Annotated in this window: 10 protein-coding genes; all 10 read right to left on the reverse strand. The window is 65.7% G+C overall.

Going from position 1 to position 22,115, the window contains the following annotated elements; genetic code table 11:
* Positions 1-35: 35 nt before the first annotated feature.
* On the reverse strand, positions 36-1,055 hold the full coding sequence (locus tag H8F25_RS08050) for an ABC transporter permease (protein ID WP_197213040.1): 1,020 nt from the start codon (positions 1,053-1,055) through the stop codon (positions 36-38).
* Positions 1,052-2,689, reverse strand: coding sequence for an ABC transporter substrate-binding protein (locus H8F25_RS08055; protein WP_370525849.1), 1,638 nt, complete (start codon positions 2,687-2,689; stop codon positions 1,052-1,054). The genes H8F25_RS08050 and H8F25_RS08055 overlap by 4 nt, the downstream gene beginning before the upstream one ends.
* Positions 2,690-2,744: 55 nt before the next feature.
* On the reverse strand, positions 2,745-2,948 hold the full coding sequence (locus H8F25_RS08060) for a hypothetical protein (protein WP_197213044.1): 204 nt from the start codon (positions 2,946-2,948) through the stop codon (positions 2,745-2,747).
* 257 nt (positions 2,949-3,205) lie between these two features.
* Entirely contained in the window at positions 3,206-4,513 is a 1,308-nt protein-coding gene (locus tag H8F25_RS08065; protein WP_197213045.1) for a homoserine dehydrogenase, read from the reverse strand.
* 85 nt (positions 4,514-4,598) lie between these two features.
* A complete protein-coding gene (locus H8F25_RS08070) occupies positions 4,599-5,042 on the reverse strand; it encodes a SufE family protein (protein WP_197213046.1) in 444 nt (147 codons plus the stop codon).
* Positions 5,035-5,499 (reverse strand): hypothetical protein, encoded by a 465-nt coding sequence (locus H8F25_RS08075; protein WP_197213047.1) that lies wholly within the window; start codon positions 5,497-5,499, stop codon positions 5,035-5,037. The genes H8F25_RS08070 and H8F25_RS08075 overlap by 8 nt, the downstream gene beginning before the upstream one ends.
* A gap of 21 nt (positions 5,500-5,520) precedes the next feature.
* Complete coding sequence (locus H8F25_RS08080; protein ID WP_197213048.1) at positions 5,521-5,769, reverse strand: hypothetical protein; 249 nt, start codon at positions 5,767-5,769, stop codon at positions 5,521-5,523.
* A gap of 89 nt (positions 5,770-5,858) precedes the next feature.
* The gene (locus tag H8F25_RS08085; protein ID WP_197213049.1) at positions 5,859-6,602 is read right to left on the reverse strand and encodes a 5-formyltetrahydrofolate cyclo-ligase; all 744 of its coding nucleotides are present in this window, start codon (positions 6,600-6,602) and stop codon (positions 5,859-5,861) included.
* On the reverse strand, positions 6,599-7,087 hold the full coding sequence (gene ruvC / locus H8F25_RS08090; protein ID WP_197213050.1) for a crossover junction endodeoxyribonuclease RuvC: 489 nt from the start codon (positions 7,085-7,087) through the stop codon (positions 6,599-6,601). Before ruvC ends, H8F25_RS08085 begins: the two co-directional genes overlap by 4 nt.
* 85 nt (positions 7,088-7,172) lie before the next feature.
* The gene (locus tag H8F25_RS08095) at positions 7,173-22,046 is read right to left on the reverse strand and encodes a Calx-beta domain-containing protein (protein WP_197213055.1); all 14,874 of its coding nucleotides are present in this window, start codon (positions 22,044-22,046) and stop codon (positions 7,173-7,175) included.
* Between the last annotated feature and the right edge of the window lie 69 nt (positions 22,047-22,115).

Below are 22,115 nucleotides of genomic sequence, written 5' to 3' on the forward strand. Positions count from 1 at the left end.
GTCTGCCGCTGGGCAGCGGCCGGCATTGGCGGCATTCAGAAGCGGATGCGCGGATCGAGAAGCGCCACCAGCAGATCGACCGCCACGGTGACCAGCACCACCAGCGCCGCCACCACCACCACGATCCCCTGCACGAGCGGATAGTCGCGCTGGGCGATCGCCTCCTGCAACCGATAGGCGATGCCGGGCCAGGAGTAGGTGACCTCGATCAGGAGCGCGCCACCGATCAGGGAAGCCACGGTGATGCCGGTGATCGTCAGCACCGGCAGCAGGGCATTGGGCAGGGCGTGGCGCAGCACCACCCGCGTCTCGCTGAGGCCGCGGCTGCGGGCCGCCTCGACGTAGTCGGAGCCCAGGGCGCGGCGCAGGTTCAGACGCAGGGCGTTGGTGAAGATGCCGCTGAGCAGCAGCGCCAGGGTGGAGGCGGGCAGCACCAGATGGCGCAGGGCACCGCTGAACTGCTGCCAGTCGCCGCTGCGCAGGCTGTCGAGCAGATAGAAGCCGCTGCCGCTGGGGGGCACCAGCGTCGGCGGGAAGCGGCCACCCACCGGCAGCCAGCCCAGCCAGACGGCGAACACCAGCTGCACCACCATCGCCGCCCAGAATGGCGGCAGGGCGTAGGTGCCGATGCCATAGAGGCGGCCGGCCAGATCAAGCTTCCCCTCGGGCCGCGCGATGCCGCTGAAGCCCACCGCCAGGCCGAGCACCGCGGCCAGCAGCAGGGCCACCACCCCCAGCTCCAGGCTGGCGGGCAGGCTGTCCTGGATGATTCCGAGCACCGGCTGCTTGCTGGCCTGGGACAGGCCCAGATCGCCGCGCAGCAGATCGCCTAGGAAATGGCCGTACTGCACCGGCAACGGCTGATCGAGGCCCAGCTGGGCGCGCAGGGCGGCGCGGGCCGCGGCCGGGGCCTTGGGGCCGAGCAGCGCGTCGATCGGATCGCCGGGAGCCACCCGCAGCAGCAGGAACACCAGCGTGGCGATCAGCCACAGCATCAGCGGCGCCAGGGCGAGGCGGGCGGCGAGATAACGGAGCAGGTCGCTGCGGCGGCTCATCGGCGGCTCCCTCCGGAATGGGACTGGCTGTGCAGATCGGCGAGCACGAGCCAGCCGGCACCATCGAAGCGGGGCGGTGCGAGCGACGGCCGCGCCCACGCCACCGGCGCCATCAGCCAGACAGGCAGATAGGGGCTGGCGGCGGCGGTGCGCCGCTGGATCTGCCGCAGCAGCCCTTCGCGCTCCGGGCCCTCCAGGCTGCTGCTGCGGATCAGCAGCTGCTCCAGGCCGGGGGCGCTCCAGAAGCTGCCGCTCAGGGCAGCGTTGCCCTTGAGACAGCGGTCGCCCTCGGCCTTCTCACAGCCCAGCAGCGGCACCAGGAAGTTCTCGGCGTCGGGATAGTCGCCGCTCCAGTCGTAGAAGAACAGCGGCAGCGTTCCCTTGCCGAGCTGGTCGTAGGCGGTGGTGGATTCCATGCCGCTCACCTCCAGCTGCAGACAGTCACCCAGATCGCGGCGCACCTGCGCCTGCCAGGTGAGGGCGAACAGGCGGTCGCTGGGGATGTCGGAGCGGAAGGTGAGCGGCAGGTTCAACGGCTTGCCCTCGCAGTAGCCGGCCTGGCGGAACAGGGAGCGGGCGCGAGCCGGGTCGTAGGCGGGCCAGGCAGCCGGATCGGAGCCGGGCAGCCCCGGCGGCACCAGCTGGCGCAGCGGCGGGCGCACACCGAGGCTGACTCGCTCGCTGATCGTGCGGCGATCGAGGCTGTGGGCCAGGGCCAGACGCAGGCGGCGATCCTGCAGGGGCGGCTGGTCGCTGCGCAGCGACAGCAGGCCGATGTTCAGCGACGGGCCCACCGCCTCATGCAGACGGCCGGCGCGGGCCTCGCGGTGCAGGGCCTGCTGGTGGTCGATCTCAAGGCCGCTGGAGAGCAGCAGATCGATCTCGCCGCTGCGCAGGGCGCCGTACAAGGCGGTGGAATTGCTGAGGCTGACGATCACCAGCCCGCTGTTGCGCGGGCGGCGGCCCCAGTAGCCGCTCCAGGGCAGCAGGCGCAGCTGCTGGCCGCTGGTGGAAGCCAGCCGGTAGGGGCCTGTGCCCACGAAGCGCTCCGCCAGGGGCTTGCCCTGATGGGCGCGGTAGGCACTGGGCGAGACGGGGGTGAGAAAGATCGCGCTCAGCAGCCGCGGCAGCGGGCTGAACGGCTGCCTGAGCTCCAGCTCGATTTCGAGTGGCCCGGTGGCCCGCACGCGCTTCACCCGATCGCTGAGCTGATAGCCGAGGGTGCCGATCGCCATGAAGCGCTCCAGCGAGAACACCAGCGCCGCGGCATCGAACGGCGTGCCGTCGTGGAAGCGGACGCCCGCTCGCAGCGGGATGCGGGCCCGCAGGCCGTCAGCGCTCAGTTGCGGCAGAGCGGTGGCCAGGCGGGGCTCGAGGCGGCCCTCGCTGGAGATGGCATAGAGGGGATCACCCAGGGCGCTCAGCACCTGCAGCACACCCACCCGCGAGGCGGCAGCGGGATCGAGGGAGTCGATGCGGCTCTTGCCCGCCAGGATCAGCAGGCCGGCAGGGCGGCGGGGCTGGCAACCGGCCAGCAGCGGCAGCAGCAGCGCGGCAATCAGGGACGCAGCCGCGGCGATTCTGCGGCGGCTCGGGCGATGAGAGGGGGCCGGAGCAGGCAGCGACAGCGGCAAGGGGAGCGCCCGGAGCGCCCCCATTCAACCCGGCGACGGAGGCCGGTGCAGCACCTCAGTGGCGCTGGGCAGGGGGATGGGGGCGATGGCGGCGGTGGGCCTGCACGTGGTGGAGGGGCATCTCCAGCACGGGCGAGCCGTGGCGGGCCAGGGGCCAGCGGCGCAGCCAGCAGCGGTCACCGCGATCGTCGACGCCGATCACCTGATACAGCTGCTCGTCATCGCCGAGCCGGATGCAGTCGCCCTGAAGAAGAGTCATGGGGGCTGGTCTCAGAGAGGGGCCTTGGGCCCCGAGTTCACCTTATGCCTTAAGGATTCCTTCCGCCCACGGACGCAAGTGTTCGCGCCGCTACACAAGTAATCCCGGGTCAGGGAACGGCGACGGCGGGAGCAGGGCCAATGCCTGTCACCGCAGTGGCTGACGCCCACACGGCCAACCTGGATGGGGATTCCCACACCACCTGTACAGCTCAGCCGTCGTGATCGCCGGGATCAGCAGCCCTGATTCCAGCCGTCTCAGAGGGTGCGCAGGCAGGCGGCGATCGCCTCCACCTCGTGGAGGGCGCGGATCGCCTCCAGAGCCTCCTGGAAAGCCGACTCCCTGACCTCATGGGTGATCACCACGATCTCAGCGCCCGCTTCGCTGCTCTCGAACTGCACGATCGACTGGATCGACACGCCGGCCTGGCCGAAGCAGGTGCCGATGCGGCCGATCACTCCGGCCTCGTCGCAGGTGCGCAGGCGCACGTAATTGCGGTGGCGGGTGCTGGCGCCATCCACGAGCCGGCACTGGCGCCAGCTGCTGGCGGCCAGCAGCGGATCGAGCCCCGCCTCCGGCCCACCGACGCGGCGGATGCCGGCGATGTTGAGGATGTCGGCCACCACGGCCGAGGCGGTGGGGCCGGCGCCGGCACCCGGGCCGTAGAACATCACCTGCCCCACCGGATCTCCCTCCACCAGGATCGCGTTGTTGACCCCATGCACCCCGGCGAGCGGATGCTGACGGGGCAGCAGCGTGGGGTGGACCCGCACATCCAGGGGCAGAGCCTCACCGCCGGCCCCTTCGCCCAGCCGCTCGGCCACGGCCAGCAGCTTCACCACATAGCCCAGCTGGTTGGCATAGGCCACGTCGCGGGCCTGCAGGCGGTCGATGCCCTCGGTCGGGATCGCCTCGCGCGCCACGGGGCCGCCATAGGCCAGGCCCGCCAGGATCGCGATCTTGTCAGCGGCATCACCGCCCTGCACATCGGCGGCCGGATCGGCCTCGGCGTAGCCCAGCCGCTGGGCATCGGCGAGGACCGCCTCGTAGGCGGCGCCCTCATCGGCCATGCGGCTGAGGATGTAGTTGGTGGTGCCGTTGATGATGCCGCTCACCCGCTGGATGCGGTTGCCGCCGAGCGACTGCTTGAGCGGCTCGATGATCGGGATGCCGCCGCCCACCGCGGCCTCGATCAGCACGTAGACGCCGCGGGCGGTGGCGGCGGCGGCGATCTCCTGGCCGTAGCGGGCGATCACGGCCTTGTTGGCCGTCACCACCGGCTTCCCGGCGGCGATGGCGCGCAGGATCAGGGAGCGGGCCGGCTCCAGGCCACCCATCACCTCCACGACGATGTCGACGGCCGGATCGTCGACGACGGCCTGCGGATCGGTGCAGAGGAGCTCAGGGGCGAGATCGACCGGCCGGGGCCGACTGAGATCGCGCACGGCGACGCGCCGCAGGGCCAGATCGGCCACCAGCGGATGGCGCCCCTCCGGCTGCGCCAGGATCGCCGCCACGCCGGCTCCCACCGTGCCCAGCCCGAGCAAGCCGATGCCGATGGTCATGCGCTGCCCCATGTGCAAACGGGGATCCTAGAAATCCGTCGGCAGAGGTGCCCCGCGAGCCGCCAGGCCCCGGGCCATCCGGCGCTCAGGCCTCGGCCAGGGCGGCGGCCTGGGCCTGCATCAGGCGCAGGATGTTGAGGAAACCGTTGGCGCGCGACGGGGTGAGGCTGGCCTGCAGGCCGGTGCGGGCCAGGAAGGCCGGGTCGACAGCCGCCGCCTGGGCAGGCTCCAGCCCCTCGAGTCCTTCGATCAGCAGGGCAAGCAGGCCCTTGGTGATCGCCGCATCGGAATCGCCCAGCCAGTGCAGGCGACCGTCCCGGAGAGAGCCCACCACATACACCTGGGACACGCAGCCCTTCACCTTGAACGCGTCCTGGCGCAGCGCATCCGGGAAGGGCTCGAGCTTCTTCGCCAGCCAGAGCACGTATTCGTAGCGACGCTTCGGGTCGGCGGTGGTGGCCAGCCGCTCGACGATGCGATCAAGGGCGGGACTGCCGGTGCTCGCCGCCGGGGACGGGGACTCAGGCACGGGGCCGCCGCATGAGCAGGCCACCCATCAGTCCGGAGAGGCCCAGAGCGCTCAGGGCCAGGGCGTTGGAGAACTTCCCGTGCAGGGGCCCCTTGCTGGTGCTCACCGCAGCCTGCTTGCCAGCCGTGACGTCGGGAACCTCCAGATAGTCCCGGTGGCCGGGACCGGCATCCACCTGGATCTCCCAGTCAGGGGTGGCCTGGGAGGGCAGACGGAAGCTGAGGCGGCCCTGGCTGTCGGTGTGGCCCAGGGCGATCGGGTCGCCGCCGCCTGGAGGGACCAGGCGCACCTCGGCGTCACTGGCGGGTTGTCCGCTCGAGAAGCTGCTCTCAAGCTGAGCGCTCAGCCCACCGAAGCGCTCCAGGCTCGATTCGATGCCATGGGCGCGGGCGGCGCCGGGGGCCAGCAGCAGGGTGCCGGCGGCGATAAAAACCGGCAGCAGCGGGAAACGGGTCATCTGAGGATTCAGATCCTGGGATCAGGAGGCTTTCCAGCGACTATCGCTGCTTTTTCCGGCCTGCACCATCCGGGCGATCGAACTGACCATCATCGAGAGGGCATCGGAGTCGTCACCTCGGGCCTGCAGCTCGGCCGCCAGCACCTGCTCGGCGGCGGTGCGGGGGCGGCCATGGTTCTCGAAGCCGCGGCGATCACGGGCCTCAGGAGCTGACGTGGCGCTTGGAGTGGCGCTGCGGGTGGCCTGGTTCTGCAGCGTGGTCAGGTCCAAGGGATGACGTTCCGTAGGTGGCGATCCTGGCAAATCCTGCCCGCCGGCGAGAGAGGTGCCCACCGGCGCCACGGGCTTGCAATCTGCTGTTACGCGACCGGAGCAGCACCGACCGCGTGGATGCCCTGTTCATCGAGCCAGCCACTGAAGGGCACATCCCAGGGATCACGGGGCAGCTGAGCGACCACGCAGGCCGCCGGCAGCACGGCCAGGGCCGGCACGGCTCGCCAGGCGGGATCGGCGCGCAACCGGTCGTACCAGCCGCCGCCGGAGCCCAGGCGGATGCCTGCACGATCGACCGCCAGGGCAGGGACCAGCAACAGGCCCAGCGCCTCAGGCGGCAAGGCGCCTGGAGCCAGAGCCTCAGGAGGGAGCCCTTCAGGATGCAGGCACCCGGCCCGGGAAACAGCGCCAGGCGGGGCATCAGGCGGCTGAGCCTCCAGGAGCAACCGCTGCATGCGCTCGCCTTCGGGCGGCAGCGGCGCCGGGATGCCACAGGCGTCGGGCCCCAGCGGGCTCTCCCGCCGCCAGGGGCGATAGATCAGCCGGCCCTGCGGCTCACCGGGCTGCGGCGGCAGCACCACCGGCAGGGCCAGCCGAGCCGCGCCCCCGACGCGCACCAGCCGTTCGGCCAGGCCGCCCGGCGCCCAGGGATCGAGATCGGGTTCGCTGCCCACGGCCCAGTACACACCGAGCCACCGTCCCGGCGGCGGCAGCTCCGGCAGCCGGGCGAGCGCGGCCGCCCGCAGAGCCGCCGTCGCCCCAGCCAGGGCCTCACGGCGCACGGCACGGAAGTGACGCCGCAGGGCTGGCTTGTCGTCTTGCGGCGTCATCGCTGGAACCAGCCTGTCAAGGCCACCGCCAGGGCATCGGCGGCGTCATCGGGGCGCGGGGGATGCTCCAGCTCCAGTTCGCGCATCACTGCATCCAGCACCATCTCCTTGTCGGCGTGGCCGTCGCCGGTGAGCGCCTGCTTGATCTGCATCGGCGGGAACTCCACCACCGGGATGCGAAAGCGGGCGAGGGTCATGATCAGCACGCCGCGGGCCTGCACCACGGCGATCGTGGTGCTGGAGCGATAGAAGAAGAACTTCTCCACCGCCGCCAGATCGGGGCGCCAGGCGCGGATCAGCTGGCGCAGGTCGGAGGCGATCTCCACCATCCGATCCCCCTCGCTGCGACCGGGATCGCTGCGGATCATGCCGCAGTCGAGCAGGCGCTGGCTACCACCGGCGGGTCTGCCCTGCGGGCCCTCGGCCACCTCGATCACGCCGTAGCCGACGCGGGCCAGGCCGGGGTCGATGCCGAGGATGACCAAGAACCGCGCGTCGGTGGGGGCGCCCTGGACGATGACACGCCCGCCACTTGGCGGGGAGGGCCCAGCTGGCAGGCCCGGCGCCCCCTCAGATCAACGGGACCTGCAGCCCATGGATCCACGTGACGATGTCGTTGAAGTCCCCGTCACTACGACCTCCGTTCACATCGAGGTCCTCGATTCCCAGCACCATCCCGGTGCTGTCACTGCCCAGGCTCACCATCTGGGCCGCTCCGCCGCGATTGGCCGCCGCGAATGAGGAGATCAGATTGGTGCGACTGCCATCCACCAGCAGCAGCACCCCGTACTGCCGGTTGGGATCGAGCGCCAGATCCAGGTAGCTGCGCTTCTCCCCGAAGCCCGGCAGCGCATCAGCCCCCAGGAGCAACCCGGCCTGCTCGGCACGCGCCAGCGCCGCATCCAGGTAGCCACCGTCGCCCGGATTCAGCCCATCCACCTGCCCGGTGATCGTATCCACTGCATAGAAGCCCAGACCGTTGTTCTGGCCCGCCAAGCGCTGGATATCCACCTGAGGCCGGACCGAGACGGCACTCGAGGTGCTGGTGATGGTTTCGAGGAACAGCTGCAGGGTCACACCGCCCTCGAACGCCGCCGTGATGCGACTCCCGTCGACCTCCACGCCCTGCAGCCCCAGTTGCCGGCCATCCAGGCTGGCAGTGGGAGTCCAGCTGACGTCCGTCAGATCGAGGTTGGTCAGCGCCGCCTGGCCGCCGACCGCCAGACCCTCTGTCGCACGCCAGCCACTGCTGGGGTCCGGGTTGAGGGCAGACTCGGGCGTGATCGCACCCGCCACGCCACCGCTGGCGTTCTGCAGCAGAGACACGCTGCGCCCGCCACTGACCAGAGCGAAGCTCACCGCGCCGCTGCCCTGGTCAGCACGCCAGGCCGAGAGGCTCACGTTCTGGTCAAACACCAGCGCGCTGCCATTGGGACTGGAGGCCGGCGAGCTCCAGACCAGATCAGGGCCCGACAGGAACAACGCCGGATCGTTGCCGCTGGCCATCAGATCCAGCGTCAGCTGACTGCGCACCTGGGCGTTGGTGCTGCCGTCGGTATCGAGGGCCAGGCCATTGGGATCCTGGTTGTAGGCCGGTGGGGCGGCGTCCGGCGCGAGCCTCACGGCATCGAGAATCGCCACGCTCTGTCCGCCAGTTGGGGCCGCGTCAGCAGCGCTGCGCTGGGCGATGGCGAAGGACAGGCTGGTGGAGGCATCCCCGGCATTGTTCGCGTCGGCGCGGAAGCTGAGCGTGGCCTTCCGGCTGGAGGGATCGACGGCGAACCCGAAGCCCGACAGCACCGGAAGGCTGCCACGACCATCGGCAGCGGGCTCGAACAACAGATGGCGCTCCTGCATCTGCCCCAGATCGGGCAGCTCCTCGACCTGAAGCGACAGGCGGGCGCCGCGCAGGCGCTGGAAGGCCTCAGAGTTGATCGGCACCGTGATCTCCTGACGAGCCTCGCCAGGCTTGAAGATCACCAGTCCGGCCACCGGCGTGTAATGACGACCGGCTTCTGCGCTGCTGTTCGCCGGAGTCGAGGCGTAGGCCACCAGCTGACGACTGCTGGTATCGAACCGCTCAACGACGAAGCGGACACGATCGCTGGCGTCGAAGGTCTTGTAGGACAGCAGGCGCAGGCCCCTGCCGAAATCGACCTCAGAGGAGATGGCGCTGGGAAGCAGTGGGTCGGCAGGCTCGCTGCTCGCCGACGGCTGCGAGGAGAGCGCAGCAGCCGCAGCCTGCGACCTAACAGCACTGACGTGGCTCGCCAGCCAGGCGTTCTCACCCGAGGGGGTCAGGGCGGTCTCTGAACTGGGAACAGCAACGTAGAGAAGGGCTGCGGTGGTGGAGCCGGAGAAGGCATTCCAGCGCAACCCTGCGTACACCGTGTCACGGGAGGAATCGCGCTGCAGGTCGCCGCTCAGCAGGATGCTGTCAGTGGCGTCAGGCGTGAGGAAAAGGGTGTGGTTGTTGTTGATCGCATTGATAGCTGCTGCATCAATCTGCAGGGTATTGGCGCCATATCCCTGACTGGAGATCACCTCGATTGAACGCAACTGATTACCCGGACGAATCGAAAAAGCTGCAGGATTGATCGCAGCCGTGTTGAGACTGAAGTTCCAGTCCTGATTCACCTGCCCTTCGAGCTGGAGGCTGTCTACGCCGATGCCACCATCAACGCGGCGGAAGCGTGCATCGATGATGCTGATCGCGTCGTTACCGGATCCAGCCAGGATCAGATCACGACCTCCATGACTGATGATGACATCGGAACCCTCCAGTGCATAGATCACGTCACCAAGAGGGGTTCCAATCTGCGTGTCATCGGCGGGCGTGCCGATGAGCGTGCCGATATCGAGGAAGTCGCCACCAAACAGCGCGTATTGATTATCGAGGCCAAGCGAGGGGTTGCTGGGATCGCTGATCAGCAGATCCTGGAAGCCATCGCCATTTATGTCGAGATTGGCATCGATAGAGTATCCAGCCAATGACTGCTGGGCAGCCGGAGCGAGGCTGGGATCGAGCGTGACGGCGTAGGTTTTGTTATCCGCAGAGACAACCGAAAAAAGGCGGCCACCTACAGTTGCCAACTGAGGGATCCCGGCAAAGCTGGTGGTATTAAACCCGGTGAACGCTTGCCCCGAGGACCAGTTCAATACAGGAGCGCCGCTGTTATTGGAACGGGTGGCGCTTGCCGTGTACAGCCGTGGGGAAGCCTTTGGAACGTTTGCCGTGAGGTAGAGCTGGGTGGAGGTGGCAGCCAAGGCCAGGTCCCCACTCGAAGTGGCTGTGGCACTGACAAACTGCACGTTGCCCCAGTTGTTGTCGAGCCAGGGAGTAGCCGTAGGCTGCATCGTGATGCCGATGCCGGCTTCCGGATTTTTACTGGTGCCGCTGAAATAGGCCAACACCGTTCGCCCCTGGAAGCGCACGGCACTCAGCTGGCCGGAGCTGGTCTGCACACCGCCGCTATACAGAACCACACCACTGGTGCCGACAAAAGCGTCATCCGAACCCGCGCTTCCCGCCTGGAGGGAGCTGCCCCAAGACGAGCCCGTGCTGCCACTGCTCGACTGGGCCTGACTGGAGGGATCGCTGGAGAAGAGATAGTGAATTTTACTATCGGTACCGACAAAGTAGAGGGCCAGATACGATCCCTCATTCACAAGCACTGGCGATGACAGGGCCTTCTCACCGTTGAGCGTGCTGACGACCGTCCAGACAGGATCGACAGCCGTGGGATCAGAGCAGTAGGCAAAGCCGATCACATTGTCTTCGGCACTCTTGCCACTACCAGTTGTGCTGGTGAAGGCAGCGTAAAGCCTGCCCTCGAACCAAGCAAAATTCGAAGCGGTCTTACCAGAGAGAATTGGCTGACTCCTGAACTGCCAACTGGAGTCAGCAAGCGTCCCGAAGTAATAGCTCCCAGTCAAGCTATTTGTCGAGGGAGCAAAAATCAGCCCTGAGCCATCGCCTGCCAGGGCCACCATGCCACCACCACCGTTAATTTTCGCACCTGTTGCCAGGGTCGGCGCTGCCGTCAGGCTGCTCGCTCCCTGGTAGCTCTGGATCCCTTCAAACCAGGTCTGCAGGCTGGGGATGCTGTCGCCGCCGGTGGGATCGTTGTAGGCATAGGTGTAGGGATCGAGCGCTGCCTTCAGGCCTGGGGTCGTCCAGATCGCTCCACTGCTGCTGCTGCTCAGGCCGGCCTGATTGAGGCTGAACTGGTTGTCGACCACATGGAACAGGGCCCCATCCACGAGCACCGACTGGATGAACTGACCAGCGGTCTCCACTGGACTGAGGGCCAGGAAGACATCGTCGCAGCCATTGCCGTTGACATCGCCTGCAGCGCGGATGCTCCAGACGCCATAGCCGCTGCCGGCGGGGGCATAGGGATTGAGCAGGCCATCGGCGGCGAGGTAATCGGTATAGCCATCGCCATTGAGATCTCCATAGCCTGCGGCACTGTTCAGCCCCCCCTGACCAGTACTGGCGGCAGCCGGTTCCGGCAGCATCACGCCACTGGGAAGCAACAGGTTGCTGACCGTGAGCAGGGAGGCAGGATCGCTCGCCTTGGCCAGCATCTCGGCCTCCGTCACGGGCCATGACGGACTCAGCAGATTGCCTGCCGGGGTGCGCTGGGCAAACGCCAGTGCGGTCGCCACCTGCAGCGGCTTGGCGGCCGGAGCCGGCGCTCCGGTCGGTCGCAGCTGGGGCGCCTCCGTGCCCAGGGCGGGCGCCTCGAACGCCTGAATCAGAGCCTGGCTGGCACCCACCTGAACCTGGGCGGCCAGGTCCGTGGGCGTGGGGGCACCGAGCAGCAGCCGAGCCGTGCTGAGCGCCCTGGCGTCAGGGCCAGTGAACTGGCCGCTGCCGGTGGGGTCGTAGGCCACGTTGGCGGCGGTGACCATCAGATCGTCGTAGCCGTCGCCATTGACATCGCCGACTGCCTGCAGACTGGATGCGACCTGGCTGGCGCTGAGGCTGGCGGTGTTCGGCGCCCCGAAGAACTGGATCGCTTCCGAGGAGTTGATCCCGGCGGCCACCAGGGAAGGGGCCCTGGCGCCGGCGGCCTGGCTGTAACCGAGGGCGATCGCTGCGTTGGAGTCAAACGCGGCCAGACTGCCGAAATCAGCCACCCAGTTGGCGCCATCACCGCTGCGGAGCAGCTGCGTCTTGTTGCCAGTGGCCGTGTCGGCATAGCTGAGCACGAGGTTCGTCCCATCGCTGGTGAGCGCCAGGCCCAGGCCATTCGCCAGCACCGGCGGTGTGGTGCCCTCGTTCAGGGTCGATGGGAATTCCCAGGCAGCACTGCTGTCAACCTGGCTGTCTGGGGTGGTCGTGATGAAGATTCTGCTGCTGGGGTTGCTGCTGGTGCCGCCGAAATAGGCGAGGTAGGTCTGGCCATTGAAACGGGTGGCGGCAATCGCGGAGCTGGCCGTCTGGGGGAACGTCTGCGTGCCATTGGCATAGTTGATAGCCGTGGTGCTCCAACCGGAACTGCTGGCTGGGGAGGCGCTGTAGGCCTTGAGGATCAGATCGCGGGAATCGTTGGCGGTGAAGTAAACCGCCAACTTGTCGCCCTCGGTCAACAGCGTGGCCGCGGTGGCCGATTGGCCAGGAATCTGATACTGCGTGACCCAGGATCCATTGACATAGCGCGTGATATTGATCAGATTGTTGCCTTCCCCCAGATAGCAGAGATAGAGCTCACCGTTGAACACAGCAATCGAGGGGCTCTTGTAGGTGGTCATGCCAGACGGCAACGCCTCCCACCCGCTCCAGGTGCTGCCGGCATCGGTGCTTTGGTTCCAGTAGATCCGGTTGTCGGTACCCTGCACCGCGAGGCTGATCGTGCTGCCGCTGGTCGCCATGCTTGGCGCCGAGGGGGAAGCACCGCCGATGGCACCGCTCCACACCGGCTGGTTGACGGGATTGGCCACGCCGGCCCGCTGGCTGAGGCTCTGGCTCTGGCCGGCACCCAGCTCGGCCGTGGTGTTCAGCCAGGTGACGCCACTGCTGGTGCCGATCGCGGTGAGCTCAACCGCATCGTTGGAAGCGAGGCTGCTGTTGATCAGCAGGGCCCCTTGGTGGAAGAGCGGCGTGGTGGCCAGCTGGGTGTTCAGGCCTGCCACGCTGGCGAAACTCCAGAATGGCTCTTCGCCGGAGATACTGGCCGCAGCCAGATCCAGAGTTCCCAGCTGCACCGTGCCGGCGTTGGTGGTGTAGGTGAGGGCAGGGCCAGTGCTGGTGAGCGTCAAGCCCGGCGCCTGGTCTGCGACCCGATCGGCACTGAGCAGCGAGTCCAGACTGGTGTACGCCAGATCACTCGGCGTGGAGGCGATCAGTTCAACGGTGGGCTGGCCGAGGCTGGCGGCATCTGCGCTGCTGCCGCCATAGGCGAGGATCGTGCGACCGCCGCTGACGACACCGGACAGAGCCGTGAGGCTGGTGATCGGCTCTCCGGTGGGCGTGGTGATCGCCTGGGGGCTGGTCCAGTTGCCCTGGGGACCGTCGGAAGGGGTGAAGAAGGCCTGCTGGATGGTGCCAGCCTCCCCCAGCCAATAGAGGGCCAGCCGCGATCCCTCATCCAGGAGCAACGGTGGGGCGCTGGTGGTGAAACCAGGGAGGCGCTGCGGCACACTCCAGCCATCAGCCTCACCATCGGGATTGAGGCTGGTGAGGCAGATCGTGCCCGTCGTGGCGTCCACATAGGCCAGCTGCAAGAGGCCATCGAAGTAGGCGATTGAGGCACCAAGCTTGGTGGCCACACCCGCCTGACTTTCAGTGGTGATGTCAAACCAGGCCTGCCAGGTGTTGCCACCATCACTGCTGCTGTTGATATAGAGATTGGTGTTAGCCAGGCCCTTGACGACGCTGTAGAGGGTGTCGCCCACGGCCGTCATCGCCGGGGCCTGATCTGTGAGGCCATCACTGATCTGCTGAGCCAACGGTGCGCTGTAAGGATCAACCAGCAGGCCAGCATTCTCGCCCAGCTGGAGAGAGCTGCTGACATCGCCAAACAACAGACCGGTGAGGCTGCCGGCGCCGGGGGAGTTGTCGCCCGGCACATCCACCTGGCGGAACAGAGCCAGATCGGAAAGGCCATCCCCATTCACATCGCCGGCGGCCAGCACCTGGGTGTCACTGCTGACACTGAAGCTGATGAAGCTCTTGGCGGCCTGAGCAAGAATGTCCTCGGTGGAGGCCCCCAGCTCAATGCGGATGGTGCTGGTCAGGGCGCCATCCTGACGGGAGAAGAAATCCCCATAGCCGTCACCGTTGATATCACCGATGGAACGCAGAGAACCCTGCGCTGTACTGGCCAGGCCCTCGAGAATGAAGCCATTATTGCTGGCAAGCTTGTTGAGCTGGAAGCTGCTGATGTCGGCGAGATAATCCTTGCCGTAGGTGATATAGGCACTACCGGCACCACGGGCGCCAAGCAGGATGTCCGGGATACCATTGCCATCCACATCCTTGATGTTGAAACTGCCACGTCCGGTCTCGGCGTTGGCCACGGCATTGGACTCCACCAGCACATCCAGCGCCAGGCTGCCGGCGTTGTTGCTGACCGAGCCGATGCCGCCCGCACCGATCGTGCCGGTGTAGGGGCCATCGCCAGCGAGAAAGGCATTGGCGTAATCGATGCTGTCGGTCCCAAACACCAGATAGCCAGCACCCTGGCTGCTGCCGGCATTGGGGGCCTGAATCAGCACATCGTCATAGCCATCGTTGTTGACATCACCACTGGCAAGTCCATAGCCGAATTGGTCTGTGGTGTCGTTGCCATAGAGGGTGAGGCCGGCACTGAGATAGGCCAGATACTGGGGGCTGCCGCTGCTCGCATCGACCAGGGCCGTTGCGGGAAGCTTCTCCGGGGCGATGAAATAGGTGGCGCCCGGCCCACCACTGGTCCCCGCACCGATCACCAGAGTCTTGGTGTTGGTGTTGTTGGGATCGGCAAAGGCCAGACTGGAGCCGAAGCCAGTAGGGCCGGTGTTCCAGGGCGAGGGTCCATAGAAGGTGGCCGTGGGCTGACTGACGGCAGACGCGGCGGCGTAGTAGTAGACCGCACCCACTGCATTGGCGGTAAGACTCTGATCGACGTAGGAAGTGGCTTTGGCGATCGGATCGGTCATCAACGCCTTGAGCCGCTGCATATAGCCGCTGGCTTCCGCACCGTTGCCCTGGCTGGCGTTGGCGACATCCGCATAGCTGCCACTGCCCGCCGTGGTGTTGAGCGCGGAACCAAGCTGCAACTTCAGCAGCGCGCCATCGCCAAAGGATCCTGGGCTGGAGTTGGCGTCCAGCTCGTTCTGCACGACCTGCTTGCCGCTGTACTGGAGCGCAGCGGTATAGCCACTGGCGGCGATCGCCACCTCGCCGGTCTCCGGCGAGGCCGTGATGGCGCTGCCGAGCTGCTCACCCCAGTAACTGTTGACCGTTTCGCCGAGGGGATTGAGGGATTTGAGGCTGCCGCCAGTCCCCAGCTGCTGACTGAGGCTGGGGTTTGGGCTGCCGAGAGCCTGAACCTTGGCGTTGAAGCGATAGACGGCGCCGATGCTGACCGCCGTGCTGCTATCGCCGTTGACCAGCTGCCGTCGATAGCCAGGCGCACCGATGATCAGATTGGTGCCATCAAAGGCCAGTGCTGTGCCAAACAGGGCATTGCTGTTGTCGTCACCAGCCGGCAAGCCACCGGCCGCATCAGGTGTGAGCACGGTGACAACATCCCCGAGGTTTTCGGGATTGCTGAGATCAAGAATCTCGGGGTTGGTGGCGAGATTTGCCTGGATCCAGCTGCCGTCGATGATATAAACAGTGCCGCCGAGATTGGTATTAGGTGCGGCAACGATCAACTCATCATGGCCATCGCCGTTGAGGTCCGCTACCAGCATCGTGTTGCCGATGTTGCCGCCCCAGCCAGCGGTGGGATCCGCCTGGATCAGCAGGCCGCCACCACTGCTGGGGTTGCGGGCATCGTTCAGCAGGGGCAGATTGGGCACCGCATCAGAGAAACTGCTGCGAGCCAGCGCATTCAGCCAGGTGATCGGTGATTCAGCTGTGCTGGGATTGCCGCTGCTGGGATATTGGCCGGTGTACTGAATCCAGATCCGGCCGGCCGGATTGCTGCCGGCTGTGGGGGTGAAGGGCTGGGCAATCGCCAGCCAGCCGGAAGGGGTACTGGTGTCGCTGTTGAAGCGTCCGGCCATGGTGGAGTAGCCGAATCCCTGGATCGGCGTGGGCAGAGCGGGATTGGAAGCTGATGGCACACTCTGGCGTTGGATCACAACGCCGCTGTCGATGTACTGCAGCTGACTGGTGGCCTGCTCAAGCACATCGGCTGTGGCGATGGCTCTCGGGAAGAAGGACTTTTTCTGCAGCGCGGATGGATTGAGTTGCTGCCGCACCGGCAGCAACCGCGAAGGCGTCACCGTGCCCGACAACACCGTGGGTGGAGGGGTGGTACTGGTGAGGTTGGGCGCGAAGTTGAGGTTGTAGCGAACGGCATAAGCGTTGCCTGATTGCCGCTGCTGCAACGCCAGCTCCTCGCTGAGGGGAACCAGCAGGTTGAGTTCCGGAGTATTGCTGAGGAAGGTGTAGCTGAGGTTGGTGTCGCTGCCGGCGGGCTGCAGCTGCTGCAGGGTGCTGTTGCCCAGCAGGATCTGGTCGGGAGCCAGGTTGAAGGCGCTGCCAACGGGCGTGAAGGCACCGTTGACCACCGTGCCGTACTGGGCGGTGACCGAAGCGAGAGTGCGCTGGGCAGGGTTGAAACTGCTCCAGTCGTCGCCGGAGACCGTCACGATCGCCAGATCTTCAGCCAGCGTTGGCCGCGTGGCACTGGGCAGGGTGGCGATGGGGGCGGCCTGCAGGTTGAGGGGCCGGGCCTGCGTCCAGACCGCATCACCACTGGCATCCGTGGCGTAGGTGGCGGTGAAGGTGGCATTTTCAGCGCCGTTTGGATCCACACTGCGTGCCTGCCAGTGTTGATTGATCGCGCCGATCTCAACACCGGGATTCTGATTAAGCTGGGCGATGTCGTAGCCCAGTGCCTGCACCAGCTCCACAGCCTCCCGCCCGGACATCATCGGCCAGGGATTCTGGGGATCGAAAACGGCTGGCTTGGCTTCCACCGCCGTCAAGGCAGTGGTGTAGAAAGCCACTTCATCGATGCTGCCACCGGCATTTCCATAGAGAAGCAGGGCTGATTCGGCCTCCGTGGTGGGGGAGAACACATCATCGATCGACAGCGGCGCGGCTGCAGCCTTGCCGTCGATGTAGAGCGAAGCCGTACCGGTGAGCAGCGGAACCTGATATTGCCTGTCAGCTATCGTTGCCAGGGCATAGTCTGGCAGGTAGGTGGCAACGACATAGTGCCAGTTACCATCATTGATGGCGGCGTCACTGAGCAGGCTGGAAGCGGCCCCCACATCAAAGACAAGCTTGCCGCTGGCGTTGATGGAAACGGCCGTGGATTGATTGAGCTGGAAGTTGAGCGCGTAGGCCGCGTATTGTTCCTGGGCGGTGGCGGATGGGGTCGAAGCAGAAGGCGCGGAGCTACTGGCAGGATCAAGGGTGAAGTTCACCTTGGGCTTGCCATAACTCTGCTGATAAGCCCACAGATTGGCGAACAGACTTTGAAGATTGGCGTTGTCTGTCCAGCTGCTGCTGTCGGCAGTGACCACGCCGGAGTTGATCAGGGCCGAACTGGTGTCAACAGCAATGGCATTGAGGCTGGAGCTGGGATTGCCATCGACGAGGGCGGTGTTGAACTGCAGCTCTGTGACTGGCACTGTGGCCAGAAGGCTGGCACTGACCCCGGAGCTCCCCGTCAGCACATCGCTGCTGAGGCCGTAGCTGGCCAGAAACTGGGCCATGCCGGGCAGGGCATTGCCAGCCACCAGGTTGGTGATGCTGAGAGCGTTGCTGTAAAGGTTGCTGCCGCCAGGATTACTGGCGCCGCTGGCGGTGCTGTTGGCGCCATCAGCCACCAGGCCCCAGATGTAGCCATAGAGGTCGTTTTCCTGACCGCTGGGGATGGCGCTGCTGGCGATCAGTCCCTGGGCGGCGGCCTGGGCCCAGGTGAGCTGCTCCACCACAAAGCTCGAGGTGAGCGACCAACCCTGGGGCAGCACGGCGGCGCCCACGGCTGCTTCGGAGGGTTGCCCCAGCGCCAGCAAGCCTGCGCCCTCGGGGTTCGTGCCGGCGGGGGCCTTGACCCAGAACTCCAGGCTGTAGGGACTGCGGGGCAGGGCTTGGCCGGCTGTGGTGCTGGGCACGCCGGACTGGGCCGCCAGTGCCTGCTCATAGCCGTTGAGGGAGCCCACGCCGATGCTGAGCACACCGGTGCCATCGCTGTTCTGCACGGCGGCATCACTGTTGATCTGCAGGGCGCCGGCGACGCCGAATTGCAGACCGGTGCTGGAGGCGCTGGTGAGAGTCAGGGGGGAATTGGCGAGGTTGCCGAGGTTGTTGTTGCTCAGTCCGGGCCCCTCCAGATTCAAGGGGTCGTAGACGACGGGGCTGCTGTTGAGCACCGACTGCTGGTAGGGCGTGGCGACGTACTGGCTCCAGCTCAGCGAGGGCGTCTGCACCAGACTGCCGTCGGCCGCCAGGCTCCAATGGGAGCTGAGGTTGAGATCGGTGACGCCCAGCCCCACCTCGGTGCTCGGATCCCAGGGCACCTCCTGGGGGGTGGAGAAGCGGCCGCTCAGGGGGTCGAACAGGGCGGATTTGATCACCGTGGGGATGAAGCCGTTCTGCAGGCTGGAGAGCTGGGGCTTCAGCCCCTGCATGGCCTCAATCGAGGTTTCCGTCCACACCATCAGCACTTTGGGGATGCCGGAGCCCACGGGGGTGGTGTCGACCACCTGGAGGTTCTGGATGATCGCGCCGTCAGCGGCGATGTAGTAGAGCGGATTGGTCTCCCACTCGCCGCGCCGATTTTTGTAAGAGTAGGCAATTCGCTGATTGCTGTAGACATCCCCGATAAATGACTGATAGCTCTCCAGGCCATTGGCCCCTGAATAGGGTATGGCGCGTTGCACAACCCCTTGGCTGGTGAGATTTTCCACCCAGGCCACCAGTGGCTCCCCGGTACTGCTCACCTGAGTGGAAACCGGCTGACTGGCGAGGGAGAACTCCGGCAGGGTGGATTGATAGCCATCCACCGGCAACACGGCGCGGTTGTTGGTCACACCCCAATACGCTGGCTGCGTTGGGGTGGCCGCCATCCAGCTGATGGCATTGAGGTAGGTGCTGTTGCCATCGGAATCGCGGTAGACAACGCGGCTCTGCAGCGGCAGCGCCTGCTGATTGGCATACAGGGGAGCGCTGTCGGTGTTGCCCGCAGCGATGTAGACGCCGGCGCCGGTGGGCTCGCTGCCAGGGGCGAAGGCCTGGGCAGAAAAGCTGCCGTCATCAACAAAGTTGTTGTAACTGGCGCTGGATGGTGTGAGGCTGAGGCTGGCGGCAGCCGTAGGCAACACACCCTCAGGAAGCTGCAGATCAAGGCTGTAGCCAGCCGCACTAGCCACGGCCGTGGTGTAGAACGGCTGATCAAGGATCACCTTCTGGATCTTGCCGCCCACCAGCACCACCGTGGCGTAGGTGCTGGTGGCACCCTGCAGATCGGTGATAGGCCCTGAACCATCGGCCGCAGATATCGTGCACAGCACTCGGCTGTAGGTGTAGGGGGTGTTGTCACCGGGCACGGGGGCCGTGGCGGTGGCGGTACTGGCATCCCAGAGGGGATAGCCCGAGCCACCGGAGGCCACCGTGACCTGGCTGAACACGGAGATCGGCGTCTTGCTCAGCTGGGCAGGCGGATCTCCAGCCGGAGGGTTGGTGGTGACCAGAATGGTGGGCAGCACGACACTGCCCTGGGCCACGGCAGCCGGGTCGGCAAGGCTGGTGCCGGTGGCGGGATTGACGGTGTAGAACTCTGGCACCAGCACCACTTCGCCAGCGGAGTCGGTGTTGCCGATGGTGCTGTAGGGGGGCAGGTAGAGATAGGTGCCCGTCTTGGTGATCACCACACTGGTGATGGCGCCACCCGTCACCACGATGCTGGCTTCCGCATAGCTGTTGCTATCCTCCGGCACGACACCCAGCAGGCGCACATTCGTGTAGCTGCCATCATTCAAGCCACGGCCGCTGCTGCCACTCAGCTGGAACAGTCGGGTGCCGACCAGATCAGTGGGCCCTGCAGACACCACCAACGAATAGAGCGTGCTGACCGTGCTGCTCAGCGTGGAGGCACCCGCCCCATCACTGGCCGTCGATCCGAGGCTTGGGTTGTAATAGAAAGGCGAAGGGTCCGTGCCTTCGACCGGCTGCGCAGCACCCACACCCTCCCCGGCAAGCCCGGGAGACCCTTGCGGCGCCGATGTGGACGGCGGCGCTGGGGTGACGGTGGGATCGCCCGAAGCAGTGTAGCTGGTGGTATAGCGAAGAACCGGCTGGAAGGCGCCTAGCAGACTGAAGCCGACTTCTGCGAGAAACCTGTCATTAAAAAAGGCGTTATTACTGGCTCCAAGCAAGCCAGCACTGAAGCTGATAACATTGAATAAATTAGCCTCAAAGCCCAGTCCATTCCAGGTGATACCGGCACTCAGCGCTGTGGCGTTGTAGAGGCTCTGCTTGCTCTCCAGATTGGCCGGCTGCCGCACGGCCACACCCACTGGAGCGAGCAGGGACGAAGCTGTACCAACCAGGGCAAGCGCATAATTGATATAGGCCCCAGCGCGGGCATCAGGGTTATTGAGAGCACTCTGTTCCTCAAGCGCTGCTCCACGGAGGTTCACCCCATTGAACCCATTATACCCACGAGCAAGTGGCTTGTATATCCCAGCACTGGCCAGAAAGCGAAGCGCGGTGGCGCTGTCTGCCGCCAACCCCACCACTTCGGGCAGGATTCCACCTGCGCCGGGGATGGGCAACCCATTATTGGAGAGCGTTTGCACCCACTGATAACCAAAGGAATCAGCGGCCTTGATATTAAAGACTTGAAGGACCGGAAATCCAGCGTCTGCCTTGAGCAGCTTTCTCCGGGTATAGAAGGCACCCAGGTCGAAGGAAACTGCCTCCCGACTGGCGACCTTGATCGGGAGCTTTGGCTGGGCGCTCAGACTGGAATAGAGAAATTCCGAGCCAACTGATCCCGCAGCCCCAAATGCATAATTCTTGGAGACTTTAGCCTCCCCTGCAAGCAAAAACCTCACTTGATCATTAAGAGATCGCACTGCATCCGTTGTCGAATTAACGAATGCCAACTTCGCAAAGCTATCAAATGCCGGCCCCTCTCCCGTGTTCAACAAGCCAAACGATCCCCTCACGTAAACGCCCCAGCGCCAGTCGCCACTACCACTACTCGCCCTGCTGACATCACCTCCAATGAACGCAGAGTTTCCGCCTGTGAGAACAATGGGTCCCAGGCCCTTGCTGAGAAAGGATGATGACTGGCTCCGCGGCCGTTCGAAATCGTTACTAAGAACGCTAAGCCTGTTGCTCACTCTCCGGCCATCTTCGAGAATGACAACCGGCTCACCAGCGGCGGAGGCGAAGGAGCTGGAGCGCGATGAGATATCGTCGCTGACGAAATTTTTATTCTGTGCAGTATATGTAGGGAAACTGATCTGCCACTTCACAGGCCGCCCCAGCGCGCCAAAGTTCAGAAAGCCATTGCCGCCCGTGGTCGTCTGGCCACCCAGGAAGGTTCCACTTGCCTCCACGCCTCCCAAGCCGCTGCCCGGCAGCGCATTGTTGCCGCTGAAGACCAGAGTGCTGCGGTTGAACTGGATCCCCTCCCCCGTGGCCACCCTCGGCGCCGCCAGGGGCGCGCTGGCGGGATTGAGCACCAGGTCCTGCAGGCTGCTGCCGCCCGCCGCCTGCAGGCCATAGCCGCTGGGGCTGTCGGCATCGCGCTGGAGAGCGAAGTCTTCGCGATACAGCTCGGTGTCGGGCCTGGCGATCCCCAGGACAGTGGCCGTGCCCTCGCCTCCAGGCCGTTCCTCCTGCTTCTGGCTCACCAGCGAAAAGCCGCCGTTCAGCCCCGCCACCAGGCTGTACTCCTTCTCGTTGACGCCATTGCTGGTCAGTGGCTGCGGAGCGCTCCACTGCAGCTCGCCGTCGCTGCTCCACTGCCCGAACACCGCCTGGATCTCACTGCCATTGCCGCGGCCGGTGCGGTAGGCCACCACCAGGCCCGGATTCCAGGTGCCCGAACTGGAGCTGGAACTCGTGGGCCAGAGCTTGTCGAGGTAGAGCACGCTGAGGCTGTCGCCTCCCACCGCGCCGGGCACCACCTCGCCCTGCTCCCAGCGCCCCGCTTCAGGATTCCACTGGCACTGCAGCAGCAGGCCGTTATCCACAAGGAAGCCATGGCTGGTGCCGTTGGCATCGATGACGGCCTGAAAGGAGCTGGTGGTCGGCATGACAGACGCCCCCTTCTGGAGGCGCGGATCAGGTGATCCTTCGATCCTGCGCTGGCTGCAGCGCTTTGC

The organism is Synechococcus sp. CBW1004 (genome assembly GCF_015840715.1).
Classification (GTDB): Bacteria; Cyanobacteriota; Cyanobacteriia; order PCC-6307; family Cyanobiaceae; genus Cyanobium.

Bases quoted from the DNA above. Each gene is read 5' to 3' on its own strand.
- H8F25_RS08050 (WP_197213040.1), bottom strand. From the start codon at position 1,055: ATGAGCCGCCGCAGCGACCTGCTCCGTTATCTCGCCGCCCGCCTCGCC.
- H8F25_RS08060 (WP_197213044.1), bottom strand. From the start codon at position 2,948: ATGACTCTTCTTCAGGGCGACTGCATCCGGCTCGGCGATGACGAGCAG.
- H8F25_RS08065 (WP_197213045.1), bottom strand. From the start codon at position 4,513: ATGACCATCGGCATCGGCTTGCTCGGGCTGGGCACGGTGGGAGCCGGC.
- H8F25_RS08075 (WP_197213047.1), bottom strand. From the start codon at position 5,499: ATGACCCGTTTCCCGCTGCTGCCGGTTTTTATCGCCGCCGGCACCCTG.
- H8F25_RS08085 (WP_197213049.1), bottom strand. From the start codon at position 6,602: ATGACGCCGCAAGACGACAAGCCAGCCCTGCGGCGTCACTTCCGTGCC.
- H8F25_RS08095 (WP_197213055.1), bottom strand. From the start codon at position 22,046: ATGCCGACCACCAGCTCCTTTCAGGCCGTCATCGATGCCAACGGCACC.